Below are 20,292 nucleotides of genomic sequence, written 5' to 3' on the forward strand. Positions count from 1 at the left end.
CATGGACATTCAAACGAAGATTCACACGGTTTTCATGCTGATCGGGTCTACGGAATGCGGCAAAACGACGTTCGCCAAGGAAGTGCTGATTCCGGGGCTGCGTTTTGAGGATGCCGGGCGGAATGTGAGGGCTAACGTTCAATATTTGTCCTCCGACCAGATCCGTCAAGAGATTCTTGGCTACGAGTACGATAAGTACGATCAAGTGATGCTTGAGGCTAGCGAGCAAGCTTTTCATATCCTGTTTGAAAGACTGAAGGCGGCGACGACTTTTCCGATCAATGCGGAGTTTGTGGTCGTCGATACGACCGGGTTGTCCGAGGATTTTCGGGCCAAGGTGAAGGAGATCGCGTTTCGGAACAACTACAACCTTGAGGTTATCCTTTTCGATTACCGGAAGCGGGCCGACTACTATGCATCGGAGCGTTCGAAGAAGCTGATCACGAACCACATCAACCGGCTGAAAAAGGACGTCCTCGGCTCGCTGGCCCGTGAGGGATACGGCAAGATCCATAAGGTGCGGGCGAAGGATTTTTATGTGCCCGAAGAAGGAAAGGCGAACTCCGAGTACAAAGTCGTCATCGAAGATTTGGATGCTTACTTGGCTGTCCATCTCCCACAGGATCAACAGTATATCATCGTTGGCGACGTTCACGAATGTGTGGACGATTTGAAGGGGCTGCTGCTCGACCACGGGTATAAAATCGATGCAGGCCAGCTGGTTGTGCCGGATAAGCTGAAGCAAACCAAAATCATTTTGGTCGGGGATTGGATCGACAAAGGCAAACAAACACAGGAAATCATTCAATTCATGTATGATAACCGGGAGCATGTTTACTTCGTGCTTGGGAACCATGAGAACTTCGTCGACAAGTACTTGAAGGGTGAAATTAACGGCGTCGATCAAGAGCTGCTTCATACGTATTTTGATTCCACGCAGGTTTTATTGAACGATCCGGAGCTTCGGGAGAAATTTCAGCATTTGGTCTCGATTTCGAAGCCGTTTTATCGGTATGCGGGGGCGAGGGGGCCGTCCTTCTATGTCACGCATGCCCCATGCCGGAATAAATACATCGGTAAGCTCGATCCGAGCTCCGTTCGTCACCAGCGAAATTTCCGGATCGACCGGGAAGCGCCGCTGGAAGGGCAGCTTGCTTTCCTGCGGGAGGAAGCGGTCCGAAATCATCCGTACCACGTGTTCGGACACGTCGCCGCCAAAAATTCCTTCCGGATCGGCAACAAGCTCCACATCGATACGGGCAGCGTACACGGCAACCTGCTGACATCCGTCAGCATCACATTTAAACCGTTTATGAAGTCCCGGAAGTCCCAGCAAGCGGTGATTGCGGAGGAGCTGCAAACGCTCTTCAAGGAAGAGCGAAAGGTGTCGCTGCGGGAGCTTGAGGAAGATGACATTCGCAGACTGCACTACTGCTCGCGTAACAAAATCAATTTCATCTCGGGTACCATGTCCCCGGCGGACAAAAACGACGAGACGAATGAGCTCGAGTCTTTAAAACGCGGCCTCGATTATTTCAGGGAACGCGGCGTCCAGCAGGTTGTCCTGCAGCCGAAATATATGGGTTCGCGATGCAACATTTATTTGCATAAGGATCCGGAGCAATGCTTTGCTGTCAGCCGCAACGGCTACAAAATCAATTATGTGGACCTGTCGGAGATTTACGGCGAGCTACTGCTCAAGTTCGGCGGCTATATGGAAGAGCGGAAGATTACGATGCTGATTCTGGATGGCGAGCTTCTTCCATGGAAAGCGATGGGGGAAGGGCTAATCGAACGGCAGTTCAAGCCTATCGAGAAAGCGCTGGAGACGGAGCTTGCGTTCCTGCAGCAAAACGGTTTTGAAGAAGCGTATAACAAGCTAATCGCCGAATACGAAGCGAGCGGGTTCGAGAAAGACCAGCATCATATTGCGAAGTCCGTTCTAAGTGACAAGTACGGCCCGAGCGTGTACCAAAGCTATAAATATGTCCATGACATTCGGGAAACCTATGTCCCGTTATCCGAACACATGGCAGCCTATCAAACGTACAAAAGACAGCTGGAGCTGTATGCGGAAGACGAGGCCATGTCGTATAAGCCTTTTGCCGTGCTGAAAATTGTTTTTGAGGACGGGCAGGAAGAAATCCCGGAATGGAAAACCTCCGAGATGTACGGTTTTCTTTCGGAGGACGAGGCGCTTACGCTGGATCTGTCCGAGCTGGACTGCTTGGAGAAAGCCGAGCGTTACTTCTCGAAGCTTACGCTGGAGAACCATATGGAAGGCGTCGTGATCAAGCCGGAGCTCTGGAACGGAAAAACGGTCCCGTATATGAAGGTGCGAAACGCGGACTACTTATCCATCATCTATGGGTATGACTACAAGTTCCCGCATAAATACCGCAAGCTGCTCAAGCAAAAAAACGTCAACCAAAAGCTTCGCACCTCGTTAAGCGAATATCAGCTTGGGATGCGGATGCTGGCGGTGCCGTTTGACGAGATCGCGCCCGAACATGAGGCCTATAAAGAGATCGCGGCCAATCTGTTGTTCGAGGTCGCGCAGGAGAAGGGGATTGATCCGCGGTTGTAGTGGGCGGGATATAAAAGCACAAGCACCGGGCTTCCCTAGCCGGTGCTTGTGTTTATTTTCTTCTATAGAACTTTTCCCAGTCTTCCATAACTTCCGCCTGAGTTAATAATCGATCGCGCAGCCATCGGGATGTTTGCCATTCGTGAATGGCTTGATGTTTGGTTTTGAAAAAACGGTAATCGCAAATATTCCAGGAACAGAATAATTTCCGATACCATTTGCCGTTCTGAACATCATCTGTAAAGCGGCGTACTGCTTTGCTAGCTTGACGTTTGTTCCAGCGGGTACCGGGGGTATAGCGTTCCGTCCAAACAGGGGACTTTTTAACACTTCTGCTCATTGGCACTCTAACCTCCTTAGGGGGAAGCTAGAGGCCATCTAATTTCTTCATGTTTCACCTCATCTCAAGTTTGTTGGTTTCTGTATATATAGACGCTGCCGATAAGAATAGGTTTCTTGTAAAAGCGTAAATCATTGTCGTTCTCCCCTAATATCGATAAGAATTGTCATCCATTGTCACTTTTTGTGGTATATTATTCCTATGTAATGTTCAGAAAACGCTATCCAATCGGGAGAATCACGTTATTTTTACCATATCAAGGAGGGTGATTGTGACATTATGCCTACCTATAACAAATTAGTCCGTGATCGAATACCGGAAATTATTGCAGGTAACGGCAAAACTTGCAGTACCCGGATTCTTGATGAATCGGAATATAGAGCGGAGCTGCGGAAAAAGCTGGCCGAAGAGCTACATGAATATTTGGAAGCGGCTAACGATACTGGTGCAATGGAAGAACTAGCAGACATATTGGAACTGCTTCAGGCATTGACAGCCGTGCACGGCTCGAACGTCGAACAACTCGAAGCGATTCGGGCCAATAAAGCGGAGAAGCGAGGAGGGTTTAAGGAACGAATCTTCCTTATTGATGTAGAAGATGCCTGATATAAACATATCACAGAAATATGATAGGGGGATCAAAGTGTTTAAAAATAGACGATCAGCCATCAAACCTCTTGCTGATGAGGAGATGTACCTTTTTCATACCGATGATAAACTGAATGATCAAGTAAGAGCATTAAAAAAGTTAATTGAAGTAAATTTACATGGTTGTATTGCCATCGGCGGTCAGCGAGGATCTGGGAAAACTACATTTATACGGTTTTGTTTAAGAAGTTATAAAGACTCTCACTTTCCAATATTTATCAATATTTCAAAATCAGATTTAAGCTTATCTACTGTCCTTATAAGAAGCCTAAATAACTCGAAAATATTTGACATTCTTGATGAATATCAGACTGCTCTGTTACATCAATTAAATGAATTAACATACGTTACAGTTAACGAAACATACTCATATATGAAAAAGGATAGCGTTTCGGAGGAATCTAACCTTAAAAATCAGTTTAACGGTGATTTTGATTTAAAATTGAATTTATCTTTGTTAAAGCTCTCTTCATATAAAAAATTAGAAAATACATTAAATACTAAGGAACTTGAACTTATGGAAGATAAAGCTCAAGTTGATATAAAAAAATTCTATGATGAGGAATTTTTACTTTCAAAACTCTTAGAATTATTAGAAGCTATATCCAAGAAAAAAATTGTTTTTATTATTGACGAACTCGATAAAAAGGACACATCATATATAATTTCTTTGTTTAATAAATATAAAGAATTATTTTTAGATAGTGGGGCTATTTTTATTTTTGTTATGGGTTCAATGTCCTATTTTGATATTTTTTCACCTGGAAGTAGATCGATAGAAGGGTATTCTCAATATTTTTTAGAATCCTATTATCTAGGCTCAATGAGCTGGTTGTCATTTTTATCTCTATGTTATCGTAAATTAGATATGAAGTACTTGGAAGATGTAAAGATACTTTATATAAAGTCTAGGGGGTTATATAGATTAGCATTAGTAGGACACTATAAATACTCTTATACATATAAGGATTCTTTAGAGCTGGAAAAGGCTAATTTACTAATTGATTTGTTAGAAGATAAAAGAATAAAGGAGATACCTAATCTCTTCTTAGATTTTCTTATAGATTGTTGTACTAACTTTTTTGAACATATTGTTGTATTAAAAAAAGCTCCTTTTGAATATGCAAAACAGCATTTTATGTTACATGAAAATAATCAATTATTCCAAGTCTATATAAATATATTTCTATCTATCCTATCTGAAAAGTGTACTGGGACTACTTATTTTATATCATTTGGCTATGCTGGTTTATCAGAAAAAAAATATTTTTTATATGAAGAAAGCCCAGATAGATGGGAAAAAGCGATTGATATATTACATAATAAAACTCATATTGATGATGTACTTAAACCAGATATTTTAACAAGATCAGTTTATAATACGAAAATACCTCCAAGGGAAGTGGAATTTGTTAGAAAGCTTGAATATCGTAATACAAAAGGCTTTAGAAAGCTCATACATATTTTAAAAGCTTCTTTCAATGATGTCGCTGGAGTGATAACTTTAGAAAAAGAAATAAAGGCATTCTCAAGTACGGATTGTGCATACTCCGCAATAATTCTAGTCAAAGAGGCTGGAGGATCAACTGCATATTATGTTGAAGATTGTGCATGGTCATATGAAGGATATACTTACTGGGTTGAATTTCAGAAAAATCTCGAAACAATTAATTTAAAAGAATTTGGAATTAGAAGTAAACACGTGGTTATTAATGATTCTTTGATTGAAACGAAAATATCTGAAATTGTAAAAAAGTTTTATGATGATTGTGTAGGATGAAATATAATATAAATCTAGTTTCAGAAGCCGAGACAGGCATCCATCCATTTTAGGGGAAGGATGCTTTCGGGCTTTTTTTGTATTTTAGCTTCAAGGTAGTTGACGTAAACTCGAATTTAATGAGATGTGAAGGAAATGAGTCTGTTTTCGTCGAATTTTGCTAAGGGTCTTTAGTTTTTTGTACGAGTTCTAATGATGTTTTTATATAATTATTTATGGAGTTGGAGAACGTGGCAGTAGGTGCTAATCGGCATATATATACAGTAGGAAGTTTATTTGCGGGTATTGGAGGATTTTGCAGAGCCTTTAAAAACCAAGGTTTTAATGTGAAATGGGCAAATGAATTAGATCCTTTTGCATGTCTGACATATAAGCATAATTATCCTGAAACGAAGCTTTATGAGAAATCTATTGAAGAATTATCGGTTAAAAGTGATAGGTTAGAACCAGTAGATGTTCTTACTGCTGGGTTTCCTTGCCAATCCTTTTCTCTTGCAGGAAATAAACTGGGTTTTGAAGACCCGAGAGGTAAACTTTTTTTTGAAATAATAAGATTGCTAAAAGAGTTCGGGAAAAATAGGCCTAAAATACTTGTTCTTGAAAATGTAAAAAACTTAATTTATCACAATAACAAGCAGACGATTAACAAAATTGAAGAGGAAATAAAGAGGGCTGGTTATTGGTTCAGGATCCCTTTGGACAATAAAGGAAATCTGATATCAGATAAAAGCAATGCAGTGATACTTAATACTAGGGAACATACGGACATCCCTCAAAACCGAGAACGCCTGTATATGGTTGCCTTTTCACAGGATTTTTTCAAAATAAATAACTTTAAGTTCCCAGACACTGAATTAGGATTAAAGGATGTCAGGGAGTTATTAGATTTGGATTTCGAAGCAGATCCAGATCTTTATTTCGATGTAAATTCTAAGTACGGTAAGATGTTTGCAGATAAAATGGCAGAAGGAAATAAGGATTCTGTATATTTATTAAGAAGGGCATACGTCAGAGAGAATAAAAGTGATTGTACTTTTACGCTTACAGCAAACATGGGTGAAGGTGGCCACAACGTTCCTGTCATACAGGATGATTGGGGGATAAGAAAACTAACACCTAGAGAATGTGTTCGTCTCCAAGGGTTTAAAGATCATCAATTTTCATTTCCTGAAGGGATGCCAAAAGCGAAACAGTATAAGCAGATTGGCAATGCAGTTACGGTTGATCTTGTACAAAAGCTAGCAGCAGAATGTCTGAGGAAATTAGACAGCTTAAAAAAATGAGGAGAGTATTATGATCAATTGGAATTTTCCATCTAATAATTATGGACAAATAACAGGCTTAAATGATGCGGGAATAGAAACCTTTCGTGGAAATCCTTTAGATTCATTGGCAAGAGAAATTAACCAAAATTCATGCGATGCCAAGGATAATAATAATCCTGGACCGGTTGAGGTCCACTTTAGTCTACTTAATATTCCTTCAATCCATTTTCCGAAAAAAGCTGAGTTTATAAGCATACTTAAATCTTGTCGAGAATACTGGAAGGATAATATCAAAACTGCTCGTTTTTTTGATAATGCGCTTTCGATTATGGAATTAGATCAAATTCCCTTTTTAAAAATTAGCGATTATAATACGACTGGATTAACGGGTGCAAGCGATGGACATAGAGGCGGGTGGCATAATCTTATTAAATCAGTTGGTTCATCAGATAAGGATTCACAATCTGGCGGGTCCTTTGGAATCGGTAAGCATGCCCCTTTTGTATGTTCTGACCTAAGAACAGTATTTTACGGAACAAAAGAGGCGGGAAGTAGTGAAGAGGCATTTCAAGGTGTGGCTAAACTGGTAACTCATCTTACTGAACTTGGGGAACCCACGCAGGGGACTGGGTATTTCGGTGAAGTTGAAAAGAACAAACCGATTATAACATCTGACGATGTATATGAGGTATTCAGAAGATCGGATGTTGGAACAGATATTTTTATTGCAGGTTTTAATGAGAATAGTGGTTGGGAAGAAAAAGTAATAAAATCTGTTCTTGAAAATTTCTTTATTGCTATATTAAATGAAAAGTTGGTTGTCAAAGTAGGAGAAACAACAATTAATGCTAATTCGTTATCAGGTCTGATTGAGAAATACACAAAGAATGATCCAGATTGCCTATCGTATCATTATTATGAAGCTTATACCCTCTCTAGTAGACACCACTTTCTTCAAAATAACTTCATGAATCTTGGGGAGGTTGACTTATTTGTACTTCCGGGAAAAGACCTTCCGAAACGTATAGCTATGGTGAGAGGAACTGGCATGAAGATTTATGATAAGGGCAGTTTCCGTACGCCTTTTAAATTTGCAGGCGTAATGATAGCTAGGGGTGAAAAGCTAAACGATTTTTTAAGGAAAATTGAACCTCCTACGCATAGCGCGTGGGAACCGGATCGGCATGAGGACCCCGAGTACGCTAAGGGAACAATAAGAAAACTCTATGCTTGGATTAATGAACAAGTTCGTTCGATTTCAATTACTGATAGTGTAGAGGAATTGGATGTAGATGGACTGAGTCAATATTTACCCGATAATTTTGATGCTTCGGTAGAAGTCGACTCCAAACCACCTGCTCAAAATGGTATCGAGGGAGAAATGACAGCTCCTAAAGATGTTGAGATAGAAACTAATCATCGAAGAAGGAAGCAAACGACATTTGTTGGAATCAATGAAGGGGCGGCCACTTATTATGAAACTGCTGCAGGATTAGACGATGAGGAGTTTTCACAAGTAAACGAAGACAGCGGGGCTGAAGGGACCAACAAAGGATCTGGCGGAGAAGGCAATGGAACACCAGGCAAAAATGATAACAATGATCAAAAGAGTTTTGGGGAAGGAAGTTCGTCTGAAGGTAAAAATACTACTTCTACACCAAGCAAAAACTTACGTATGATACGCTCGCGAATATTTTGTATTAATCCTACTTCTGGAACTTACAAAGTATCTGTGCAAGCAGATGCTGATGGTGAGGGATATATCGGGATTAAAATTATTGGTGAAGTAGGTGGAGAAGCGGCTTCTGTTCAGTCCGTTGTTGTTCAGCAAACCGGGGAAAGTGTATGTCTCGGAAAGAATGGAAAGATCGGACCGATATCTTTTTATAAAGATAAAAAATGTGACTTAATAGTTACATTGAATGATTCGCTGCGATGTGCTTTGGAGGTGGCCATTCATGCAAATTAACTATCGTCAGTATCCACATCCAGTACTATCTTATTTTGCTGATGATGTCATTGATAGTGATTTCCAGGCCTCTCTTAGAAGCAGCAAAACTCAAAATACCTATATTTTTGAGGCCTACTGTGTAACTAGCTGTGACGGGGTTAATCAGCTTATAGCAGAAAAAAAAGCCTACTTCGCTTTTCATTTTGAATGTTCGACTACTCGCTTTCGTAAAGTCTTTGCATCTTTTGAAACTGATTTTACTTTTCAGCTGCCTGCTGATTCTATAGACGGAAAAGTGCAGATATGCTCTTTTATTTTGGCTGCAGAAAATATATATAATTACTCATTACCTGAGTTTCACCCAGACTATGAAGGGCACTCTTTTATTATAAAAAAAGGTGATGTGCTGGCCATAGATGCGGAAAGAACATTTTTTGCTGAAAAAGAGATTGATCCATTAAAAAGGATACCTTCTATTTTTTCTGTTCAGCCCAACCGCAGTGAGAATGCGTTGCCCTTTGATATGGATTCATCAGGTCATAAAATTATTATTAAGCTCTCCGAAGAAAATTTTGATCACTATAAGACGATTTCATTAAATCAAAATTTGCAGCCTTTATTATCTTCATTAATAATAATGCCTGCGTTAGTATCTATATTGGAAATGATCAAAACTGCGGAAGATCAAGATTTTGATCCTGAAGAATGCAGATGGTACCAAGTAATAAAAAGCAGATTAAAAGAGCTAGGAGTTGATGTTGAGAATAGAAACACATTTTCCGACTCTACTATAGTACTTGCTCAAAAACTTATCGGGGACCCACTAAATATTTCGCTTTTAGCTCTTGTAAATTTTGAAGACGAAGACTGAGGTGTAAGGTTGTGGAACTAAATTATATTAGTGATAGTTCACTTGATGAGTTAAAAGTTAATATTTTTAGCAATCTTGAAAAGTATAAATCAGATGAGGTTTGGCTTGATCAGTATTTTAGAGGAACAGCATGGAGTTTTACATCGAAAATAAGAATAGAGAACATAGATTTACATATGCCTCAGAGTAGTACACTTCATTTTGATTTCGAGAACACAAAAAAAATATATACTTCCCTTAAGAGGCTTTCAATAATACAAGCAACGGATGAGAGATTGTGGACTTACTTAACTCACACTACCTTCTGGAATTATATGCGAAAAAGGTGGCCTGTGGAGTCGTATTTAGAAAAAGAAAAACCGGTAGATGCAATAAAAGAACGTTATTTCTTTATGGCCAATCGGGATAGAGCTTTAATCCGTAACGGTATAGCACGGTTATGGTGGTACGGCTACGTTTCTTATGATGAAAATAGAGAAGATCCCTTTGAACTTACCAAGGTTCTCCTTTCAAAACTGGACATCGCTCAGAGCCTTCTTGAACGAAGTTTTTCCAGAAATCCTGATATAACGAAAGCAGTCCTCTCAGTATTAAAGCAAAAAGAACAAGATTCTTCCTTAATAGATCGTGAAAATTTCAGGAATCTAATGATGTATATTAATCAGCTAGGAGGGGTAACGATATTAGATACCTTGGATCGAGAAGATCTGGAAGGGCTTGTTAGGGAAAAGATCGAAATGTTTGCTTGATAATAATCCCGCTCATGCTAAAATGGGTGGGATTATTATTTTTCTATAGTATGTACTGATGATATGCAATATTATAATAAATTACGAATTAGTGCTTGAATATAATATTAAGGGATGTTAAAGTTCATATATAAGGAACGAATGTTCGTGTGGAAGAGGTGGGTAATAATGAGCAATAAAAAACTTTTAGCAGTGGATTTGTTTTCCGGAGCTGGAGGATTAAGTTTAGGATTTTTACAAACCGGGCAAGTAGAAATTGCAGCCGCAGTAGAAAATAACGAGTCTGCTCAAAGAACCTATAGAAGGAATCATGAACTTTATAAAAGAGATAGCTTTCATAAAATCAAATATTTTAATGACATTAGAGAACTTGACTATAAGGAGCAAATACTTAATGACTTCCAGAAAATAGATCTAGTTTTTGGAGGACCGCCGTGTCAAGGTTTTTCAAATGCAAACCGGCAAAAGACAGAACTTATTTCAACAAATAACCAGTTGGTTAAAGAGTATGTAAGAGCAATTGAGGAATTAAATCCAAATGCTTTTGTAATGGAAAATGTCAAAGCTATGAAATCGTCTAAACATAAATTCTTCTATTCATTCAAGGATCATCAAGAAGTGGTCAAAGAACTAGGACTTAATCTTTTACCTGAGAAAATCATAATTGGAAAAACAACTGGACTAACAGATGAATTAATTGGTTTTCTAAGAGAATCACTTCAATATGCTAGGCTTTCCACATATACAATAAATGATAAAAACTTATTTTCGAAAATAAGTCATATCAGTAGAAAAGAAAAAGAAGCTCATGTATACCTTGTAAAAGCTGAGAAAGCTCTGCAAAAATATCTTTCTACTTGGAGGGAGCAGCATGAAGCTTATTGGGGTAAAGGTTATCAAGAGCAATGGATAAGGTTCGGCGATCTGATAAAAATGAAGGATCATACCGAATCATCAAAAGAAATTCTATTTAAAAGTTTAAATGAAATTATTGAGATTCAAAAGGTTTTAATGAGAATGAATGAAATCATAGCAAATAACATTGAGATTACTGATATTGGACATGATCATAAGAATGTGTATATTGAAGTAAAGACTTATGGTGTTTTGGATTACCTAACTTCAAAATTTAAGAGACTTGGTTATACCATTAATGAAGAGCATATCTTAAATGCAGCACATTTTGGTGCACCTCAGCTTCGAGAACGCCTCATTCTTATTGGAGTAAAGAAAGAGTTCGTTGGGGACAACCCTGTAGTACTACCAGAATCGATCTTTAAAGATCCAAGTCAGTTTTTTACAGTAGAACATGCTATCAAAGATCTTGAGGATCTTGAACCATTCACATTAATGGAAGCTGATCATCCAATTACTAAACCATTATCTAAGAACAACAAAAACCCACTTCTTCAGTATCTTAGTGGAAATGTTGAAAAAGTTGAAAATCACGTTATGACCGAAACAACACAGACGGCTCTGGATAGATTCAAGGTACTAGAACCAGGTCAGAATTTTCATCATTTAGATGAGTCATATAAAGGAACATATTCAGATCCTGGGAGAACTCAAAATACTGTATACTTAAGGCTTAATTACAATACTCCTTCCGGAACTGTTTTGAACGTTAGAAAGTCAATGTGGATACATCCCCTTAAAAATCGAGCAATAAGTATTAGAGAGGCTGCACGGCTTCAAACTTTCCCTGATGACTTTGTTTTTGAGGGTTCTAAAAACTCACAATACCAGCAGATTGGTAATGCGGTACCTCCTCTTTTAGGTAGGGCAGTGGCTGAACAGGTATTAAAATATCTAGGAATGCCTGTAAAAGATACATTGAAAAATATAGTAGTGCCACAGGAAACTGTTACAATAATTTAAGTTACGAGTCTCTGCTCTTTTTGAGTAGGAGGCTCTTTTATTTTGAAAAAAGGGATGAACTTGTTGTATAGAGGATATAGGTCTTCTGTGTCGAATAATGCAGTATATAATAAATGGAAAGTCCCGCTTCCTAATACAATTAATTTTTTTTAGTGCTAACAAAGTAGTTGTCACAGGCAACTGCTTATTTATTTAAAATAAATTCTTTATAATATTTCAAAAATAGGAGTACCTGTTATGAATATAGTTGTAACTCAGCCTTCGGCTACACCTGTTATCCAAGCACTTCGTTCGTTAGGATATAACGCAGGAACTGCAATCGCAGATTTAGTAGATAATAGCATTGATGCTAAAGCAACTAAAATTACGCTTGAATTTAAGTGTTTAGGAAACGATGGGACAATAATAATTGTTGATAATGGTTCTGGCATGAATGAGGATATGCTTCAAATAGCTATGAATATAGGCTCGAAAGACCCGCGTGCAAATAGACAACCAAGGGAACTTGGTAGATTTGGAATGGGCCTCAAAACTGCCTCATTTTCTCTTGGTAAGCGGTTAAGTGTTCTTACTAAGCATAAGGGAGTCTATGCCCAACGGTGCTGGGATCTAGATCATGTGTCCCAATGTAATGAGTGGCAGCTATTCACGGAAATCCCAGACGAAGTTAGGGAGTTAATGATCGAGATTGAGGGAGAGAGTGGTACAGTTATTTGTATAGATAAACTGGATCGTTTTATGGGAGCAGGGACTGCAAATACAATACATGAAAGCAGTTTTTTCACAAAAGTTCGGCGGATACATAATCATTTAGAGTTTGTTTTTCACTCAATCATTGAATTTGGTAAAGTCCAGATTAACTTAAACGGAAATGTTCTTGATCCTTGGGATCCTTTTATGATTAAACATCCTTCTACCCTGGAAGGAGAAACACAGGTTTTAAACATCAATGGAAACAGAATAAAAGTTAAATATTATGTTCTGCCTCATGCCTCATTTTTAAATGAACAAGAATATAAAAGAGCCGGAGGCCATAGAGGGTGGCGAGACCATCAAGGTTTTTATATATATCGTGAGAACAGACTGCTACACTACGGTGATTGGTTGGGAATGTTTCAAAAGGATACTTCATCCCAGTTGGCGAGAATTCGCATAGACCTACCAAATACGGCAGATGATGATTGGCAGGTAGATATAAAAAAATCAGCTGTGATTCCACCGGATAACGCAAAAACAAGGCTTGAATCAATATCAAAATTTGTTCGCAAAATTTCCCGAGATATCTTTTACTTTAGGACTCAAGGATCCCATTCTAACCAAACCTTTAAAGGGAGTCTCAATACATGGGAGTTGTCGGGTAGTGATGAAGGGCAACAATTTATTTTAAATAGAAATCATCCTGTTTTATCAGAAATTCAGAAGAGAATAGATGACGAGACCTCAAAACTGCTTAATATATATTTAAAGTTTGTTCAGTTAGGATCACCCAGTAATATCATTGATTCGCCTAAAGTGGTGGAAGAAGTCATTCAAATGGTCACTGACACTATGAGAGAGTTAGTTATCCAATTCTCTTCCACCTTAACTAAGCTTCATGTTGTTCAAAATCAACAACAGCTACTAGATGCACTTATTACTCAACCTGCCTTTGATGGTCTAAATCGCATAACGTTGAAATCAATTTTGGAAGAGGCGAATATCAGCTATGAATGAGGCAAGAGGGTTATTTGAACAAACATTTGCAACTAATTATATGAACTTAAAGTCATTCTTGCCCAGCCAAGAAAAAGCAGCTGAACAAGCACTAGATCTAGCAAAGCTCGTAATACAGGGGCAGAAAGTAGAAGCGATTTTGATCGAGCAGTGGTCGTTAGAAATGTATATGAAATATAATGTTAATTTTGACATTATAAAGACTCCAGTATTACGTCTAGAAGAAGTGAGCGATTGGTACAGTCCTAAATTACTTTTGGGAGCGTTTTTTTGGACCCGATACAGAGACTATTTAACAAGACTTAAGCATTGGGACCAAGAGGCTGTTGTCTCCATTGATGATTCAACAAATGAAATTATGCGGTCTTTGGGAAATCCAAAGGAAGTACACCCTTTTGACAAACGAGGACTTGTATTAGGGTATGTGCAGTCCGGGAAGACTGCTAACTTCACAGGTTTAATTAATAAAGCTTACGATGTTGGATATAAGTTAGTAATTGTATTATCTGGTGTACATAATGATCTGAGAGCGCAGACACAGCTTAGATTAGATGAAGAAGTTATTGGAAGCAGAGTGGATAGGGAGGGTAAACCAGTTGGTGTCGCCCAAATCTATGCTAATACACCTAATCATATTATTTCAACTTGGACTACAGTGGAACGTGATATCTCTTCCGAACCAAGCGGAATGTTTAACTTAAATCAAAGAACTCTTATGGTTGTTAAAAAGAATAGTATTGTTTTGGAATCACTGAAGAATCAACTCGAGTATCAGAAGAATTTATTTAATTTAGATATTCCCGTTTTAATAGTTGATGATGAAGCAGATCAGGCATCTGTTGATACCTCTAAGGATGAAGATCCAAAGACAATTAATAAGTTAATACGTCAAATTTTAGAGGTATTTAATAGAAGATGTTATGTAGGCTATACTGCAACCCCATTTGCAAATTTACTAATTAGTACAGAAGCTAAAACGGAAGAGGAAGGTAAAGACCTGTACCCTAAAGATTTTCTTGTCGGCCTTCCCAAGCCTAAAGAATATTGTGGTCCGGAAGAATTCTTTAATGTTGAAGAGGAGGCGGACGATCCACGCCCAAGTTTGATTCGTCCTCTGAGAGATCCAGATATACAAGTCTTTACTGGAATTAAAACAAAAGGCGATGCGGATAAATTTGAAGAGGTCCCCCCGCAGATGCAAGAGTCAATCTTGGCATTTCTTTTAACTATTGCTGTAAGAAATCTTCGAGGCCAGAGGAACAAACATAATTCGATGCTTATCCATACCTCTCGTTTTAAAGATGTTCAGTCAAGTGTGAAAGACGGTGTTGATAAAGTATTTAAGGAAATTACAAAGCAAATTCAATATAACGAAAATAGTGAAATTGTAGAGGCGATTAAAGGGATTTATGAAGAAGATATTATTCCGACCAGCAGAGCATGGCCTGGGGATATTCAGGAATTCAGCTGGGAAGAAGTTTATCAGGAATTAAGAGAGAGTTCTAGAAAGGTTCAGGTTTTTGAAATTAATGGAAATAGTAAAGATGCATTAGACTATCATCAATATAAAGAAGATGGTCTAAACGTAATTGCAGTAGGTGGAGATAAGTTGTCACGAGGACTCACACTTGAGGGACTTAGTATAACTTATTATTTTAGAAATACGTTGATGTACGACACTTTAATGCAGATGGGACGCTGGTTTGGTTATCGGAAAGGCTATATGGACTTATGCCGGATATACACACCCGGAGAAATTGCTTCGAACTTTGAACATTTAGCTATCGCTATGATTGAACTACGTAGAGAATTCGACAGGCTTGCACTATTGGAGAAAACACCACTGGAATATGCAGTGAAAATGTTGAGTCATCCAACTATGACCTTAACAAGTCCATTAAAAATGAAAAATTCTACTATAACAAATGTTATGTATCGGTTAACCCTTCAACAAACCCGCATATATGAGAATAAGGAAGCTTTTTTTTCTCACAACATGATAGTGACTGAGAATTTTATAAATAAAATATCCTCTCAATTTAAGAAAACACATATTGGATCGGGTAAAACTGGATACTATATAGCTCGGGAAGTAGAAGTAGATAAAGTATTGAATTATCTTTCTGAATACAAGACCAGCCAAGGTGCTGACAAGGTTGATAGCAGTAAAATTGTGAATTATATTCGGCAGGTTAATGAAAAAGATGAGCTCATGTATTGGACAGTAGCTGTGGTAGAAGGAGATCCAAGAGACAAAAGTGGCCTTCAGAAGTTCCCGGTTCAATTTGGGACATTTAAGATTGACTCTGCAGTGGTACGTGGGGTTAATGCAGAAGATTATAACAACCAAGGGCAGGATAAAATTGATATACGCGCCATAGTTGCTTCACGACAAGAATTTATTGATTTCAATCAATCTGAAATAAAGGATATAAAGGACAAACAGGAGATTCGAAAGCTGCGGCCAAAAAAAAAAGGCATGCTTCTAATCTATCCGCTTCATCCTAAAGTAAAAGTGTTCGAATCCCTTAGTTTTACCTTTAGCGATAAGATGGTCCCTATCGGTATTGCGATCTCATTCCCTGACTCAGAGTTAGATGATTTCAAAATTTATGAAGTGAACAAAACAATAAAATAAGTGTTCTAATAGAGTGAGGAATATATGTTGAATCTAAAATTAGAATTCGAGCAAATGATTAAAGAATTAAATAGCCAGTCTCAGCAAGAAGTTTATAAACTGAGGGTTCTTACGGCGGAAAGTCCCATACTTTTTGCAGGTATAGATACTGTAAATATGAATAGGCAGCTGTATATCGATTTAGGATTTGAACCTTGGGAGCCGGACCAGCTTAAGGCACTTCCAAAATGGCGAGGTTTATCTATCAAAATTGAGTATTATGAAAAACTGGCATTACTTAAAGGGCATCACTATCTAGTTTTACGACAAGAGTCAGAACATGGTACAGATATCTTTGAGGTTGTGCTGCAGAATGTTGTGGATCATTTGATCACCAGGGATCAGAATGAATCAGTATTTACAGTAGTATACAAGGTACTAGACAGATGGCGCGTATTTTTTCAAAAAGGTGGTTATCGTAAACTAACTGAGGAACAGCAACGGGGACTTTTCGGCGAATTGTGGTATATACAAGACTGGCTTAATCGTTTTCCAACGGCTCCCCCACTTATTATAGAACAGTGGGAAGGACCAACCAGTGGGCGAATTGATTTTAAGCATTCTAATCGCGGCGTAGAGATTAAGACGGCAATAAATAAGTTAACCAAAACAATTAAAATTTCAAATGAAAATCAGTTAAGGCTTACAAATGCAGTATCGAGTATCTATCTCTATGTATGCTTTATAGAACCAAGTAAGACTCATGGTGTTTCTTTACATGCACTTGTAAACGAGGTTCGAAACCAAATTGCAAGTCGTTCCGACCGAATGCTATTAAAGTTTAATGACCTGTTAGAGGATTTAAGATTTAAAGAAGAAGATTATACGGATGATTTCTTTTTTGTAGATAAAGTAGAGGTATACGAAGCCGCGACAAACTTCCCAAGGATTTTGCAGGAGGATTTGCCAAAAGGGATTTCTCATGTTAGTTACAGCATAGATCTTACACATTGTATGGAATTCGAAAGAGATGTTGATGAGGTATTTGATTTGTAATGGGGGATCATTAAATGTTAGAGAATAGACAGAGAAGTGAATTCCTGAAGGAGTTTCTTGAAGAAGTAGAAGAAAAAGCGGCAAAAACAGGGGTATATCGAGTCCCTTTTCTTGAAAAGATGCTTCAGTATATGGAAAGGGATGATGATCCTGATATATTAATTCCTCCATATATAGATACCTCAAAAAAAATTGCTCTGAATGCCTACTCATATGACGAAAGTCAGCACGTTCTTGATCTATATGTAGCTGATTATAACTTTGAACAAAATGAGCGAGATTTACTTTCAATAAATATGACGATGCTGACGGAATTAGCCAATCAAGCTAAACGTTTTATTACGAACGCTAAAACATTAGCTCACACTATTGATCAATCTCTGCAAGCTAGAGAATTGGCCGTACTGATATCAGAAAATATCAATGCTATCGATGAAGTGAATATATTTGTACTGACCAATATGTTCTATAATGCCAATAAACCAATTGAGCTATCGATCCCTGGAGTAGAAACGGTAAATGTTCAGGTGTGGGACATAGATCGCATACTTCAAATCATTTTGGCTGAACAAGGAGTCCAAACGATCCATATTGATTTTGAGCGAGATTTGGGACAGTCGTTTGAGATGATGTTTATCCCGGGTTCTCAAAATGAAGGCGAACAGAATTATTTTACATGTTATGTAGGATTTATACCTGCAGGCTTATTGGCAAAAGCTTACGACCAATGGGGTTCCAAACTCGTCGAGCGAAATGTACGATCTTTTCTGCAAGCTAAAGGTGGAACTAATAAGGGGATACTGAAAACTCTAAAGGACCCGAAAGAACGGCGAATGTTTGTCAGTTATAATAATGGAATCTCTAGTGTGGCCCGATCAGGTGACATCGAGAGAATAAATGGAAATGTTAACCTTTATCGTATCAAAGGGTTGACTGGGTGGCAAATCGTGAATGGTGGACAGACGACTGCATCCATTCACCAGGCCTATAAGAGTGATGTAGATCTAACGGATGTGTATGTTCAGGCTAAATTGACTATTCTGCATGTTGAAGCAAACCAAGAAAAGGACCAGCAGCTCCTTGAAGATGAAATGGTATCAAGTATTTCGGAGTATGCCAATACTCAGAATAAAATTAACAAGTCTGACTTGTTGGCCAATTCTAGATTTATGTCCGAACTAGAAAAGTTGTCGAGAAATACATGGATTCCATCAAATGATGGTAGAAAATCTGAGAGTAAGTGGTATTTTGAACGTGCGAGAGGTCAATATGCAGTAGATTTAAATAGACGAAAACGTGGTAAGGAACAGAATGAATTTAAAAAGCATTACCCAAGTGAAAAGGCCATCATCAAAGTTGACTTAGCTAAATATTTCATGTCATGTGAAGGTTTTCCTCACGTTTCAAGTAAAGGTGGAGAAGAAGCCTTTAAGCGGTTTATGGAGCAAAACAAACAGTATTGGAAATACGATAAGGATGATAATGATGAAGTCATTCCACTGAGTGAAGTCACCCTTGAAGTCTATCAACAACTTATAGCAAGGACGATTATTAATTTCCATGTGACTAATATTGTGGAATCCATGAGATTGCAGGGGTATAGAGCAAATGTAATATATTATACAGTGGCTATGCTTCATCATATATATGGAAACAATATAGATTTAATTGATGTATGGAATCGACAAGCATTATCTGATAAATGGGATGAAGCGATTAGGATTATTGCTAACAAGGCATTATACTTCCTTCGTGACTCTGCGGGCGATAGAAACGTAACCCAATGGGCTAAACAGGAAGCATGCTGGGTGCAGTTCAAGGATGAGTATACGAAACAGCTGAGTAATATCATCTGATTCTGAAGCAATAAAACACTCAGTACCAGGCAATGATCTGGTATTGAGTGTTTTGTTAATTATTAAGGATTTTTAATGATTTAATTTTTATTCGAAAATTATGTATCTCGCTAATATGGGTAAGAATAGATCATAATACGATAACATAAAAAATGGTGATAAAAATGAGTGAAGATTCTTTCTTTTGGAAGGAGCTGCTGGCATGGTATTCTGAGAATGGCCGTCATCACTTTCCTTGGCGAAATACGAAAGATCCTTATCGAATATTATTAGCAGAGTTTCTGCTTCAGCAAACCCACGTACGTAAAGTTGAGGAAGTGTATAAACAGCTGCTACTTAAATATCCTAACATAAGTGAACTAGCAAGGGCTAATATTGAAACAGTGGAAGAAATCATTGCTCCTATTGGGCTAAGATATCGTGCAGAAAGACTAATAAAAACAGCTGAGATAATCTGCAGTCAGCATTACGGTAACGTACCAAATGAGTATAACGAGCTAAGAAAGTTACCTGGAATCGGTGATTATATTGCAAATGCTGTACTGTGCTATGCTTTTGACAAGCCGGTTGTTCCAATCGATACGAATGTTATTCGGCTCTTTACGAGATATTTCGGTTATACATCAAAGAATCCTAGACCTCGAATGGACAAAGAGTTAGCATCCCAAATTAGAGCTCACTTTAAGGGGATGGATTGTACAAGAGACGCTAATTTAGCAGTGCTCGATTTTGCAGGATTGATTTGTACCGCTAAAAATCCACATTTAACAATATGCCCATTATCAAAGTACTGTCTTGATTTTATTACGCTAAGCGAGAACGTATAACAACTATCTTCACAAAACAATGTCGATTGGTTCTTGTATATGACACATTGAGGGAATTATATAAATATCTTTTGTCTATAGGCCTTGCTTTCTGACCAATAAAACAAAAAGTGCTGGCAAATTTCGGCCAACACATTTTTAGGAATAATAAGTT

14 protein-coding genes are annotated in these 20,292 nt (G+C 38.1%); 13 read left to right on the forward strand and 1 reads right to left on the reverse strand.

Going from position 1 to position 20,292, the window contains the following annotated elements; translation table 11 throughout:
• Position 1 precedes the first annotated feature (1 nt).
• Positions 2-2,587 carry a metallophosphoesterase gene (locus DQG23_RS25645; protein ID WP_113033891.1) on the forward strand — a complete coding sequence of 862 codons (2,586 nt, stop codon included), beginning with the start codon at positions 2-4 and terminating at the stop codon, positions 2,585-2,587.
• Positions 2,588-2,639: 52 nt separating this feature from the next.
• Here DQG23_RS25645 and DQG23_RS25650 read toward each other — a convergent pair whose 3' ends face one another.
• Positions 2,640-2,927 (reverse strand): hypothetical protein, encoded by a 288-nt coding sequence (locus DQG23_RS25650; RefSeq protein ID WP_113033892.1) that lies wholly within the window; start codon positions 2,925-2,927, stop codon positions 2,640-2,642.
• 279 nt (positions 2,928-3,206) lie between these two features.
• Here DQG23_RS25650 and DQG23_RS25655 point away from each other — a divergent pair, with 279 nt between their 5' ends.
• The 12 genes from DQG23_RS25655 (at position 3,207) to DQG23_RS25710 (ending at position 20,138) form a co-directional block, all read left to right on the forward strand.
• Positions 3,207-3,533, forward strand: a complete 327-nt coding sequence (locus DQG23_RS25655) for a nucleoside triphosphate pyrophosphohydrolase (RefSeq protein WP_113033893.1) — start codon at positions 3,207-3,209, stop codon at positions 3,531-3,533.
• A 37-nt stretch (positions 3,534-3,570) separates the two neighbouring features.
• Positions 3,571-5,355 (forward strand): P-loop NTPase fold protein, encoded by a 1,785-nt coding sequence (locus DQG23_RS25660; protein ID WP_158560681.1) that lies wholly within the window; start codon positions 3,571-3,573, stop codon positions 5,353-5,355.
• 230 nt (positions 5,356-5,585) lie between these two features.
• Entirely contained in the window at positions 5,586-6,638 is a 1,053-nt protein-coding gene (locus DQG23_RS25665) for a DNA cytosine methyltransferase (RefSeq protein WP_158560682.1), read from the forward strand.
• Between the two features lie 10 nt (positions 6,639-6,648).
• Positions 6,649-8,589 carry a hypothetical protein gene (locus DQG23_RS25670; RefSeq protein WP_113033896.1) on the forward strand — a complete coding sequence of 647 codons (1,941 nt, stop codon included), beginning with the start codon at positions 6,649-6,651 and terminating at the stop codon, positions 8,587-8,589.
• A complete protein-coding gene (locus tag DQG23_RS25675; protein ID WP_113033897.1) occupies positions 8,579-9,442 on the forward strand; it encodes a hypothetical protein in 864 nt (287 codons plus the stop codon). The genes DQG23_RS25670 and DQG23_RS25675 overlap by 11 nt, the downstream gene beginning before the upstream one ends.
• Before the next feature lie 11 nt (positions 9,443-9,453).
• A complete protein-coding gene (locus tag DQG23_RS25680) occupies positions 9,454-10,191 on the forward strand; it encodes a DUF6339 family protein (RefSeq protein ID WP_113033898.1) in 738 nt (245 codons plus the stop codon).
• Between the two features lie 168 nt (positions 10,192-10,359).
• Complete coding sequence (locus DQG23_RS25685; protein WP_113033899.1) at positions 10,360-12,069, forward strand: DNA cytosine methyltransferase; 1,710 nt, start codon at positions 10,360-10,362, stop codon at positions 12,067-12,069.
• Between the two features lie 237 nt (positions 12,070-12,306).
• Entirely contained in the window at positions 12,307-13,782 is a 1,476-nt protein-coding gene (locus DQG23_RS25690) for an ATP-binding protein (protein ID WP_113033900.1), read from the forward strand.
• A complete protein-coding gene (locus DQG23_RS25695) occupies positions 13,775-16,420 on the forward strand; it encodes a Z1 domain-containing protein (RefSeq protein WP_113033901.1) in 2,646 nt (881 codons plus the stop codon). The genes DQG23_RS25690 and DQG23_RS25695 overlap by 8 nt, the downstream gene beginning before the upstream one ends.
• Positions 16,421-16,444: 24 nt before the next feature.
• Positions 16,445-17,455, forward strand: a complete 1,011-nt coding sequence (locus DQG23_RS25700) for a PD-(D/E)XK motif protein (protein WP_113033902.1) — start codon at positions 16,445-16,447, stop codon at positions 17,453-17,455.
• 14 nt (positions 17,456-17,469) lie between these two features.
• Positions 17,470-19,311, forward strand: coding sequence for an AIPR family protein (locus tag DQG23_RS25705; protein ID WP_113033903.1), 1,842 nt, complete (start codon positions 17,470-17,472; stop codon positions 19,309-19,311).
• 164 nt (positions 19,312-19,475) lie between these two features.
• Positions 19,476-20,138, forward strand: a complete 663-nt coding sequence (locus DQG23_RS25710; protein ID WP_158560683.1) for an HhH-GPD family protein — start codon at positions 19,476-19,478, stop codon at positions 20,136-20,138.
• Positions 20,139-20,292 lie beyond the last annotated feature (154 nt).

The organism is Paenibacillus contaminans (assembly GCF_003285015.1).
GTDB lineage: Bacteria > Bacillota > Bacilli > Paenibacillales > NBRC-103111 > Paenibacillus_V > Paenibacillus_V contaminans.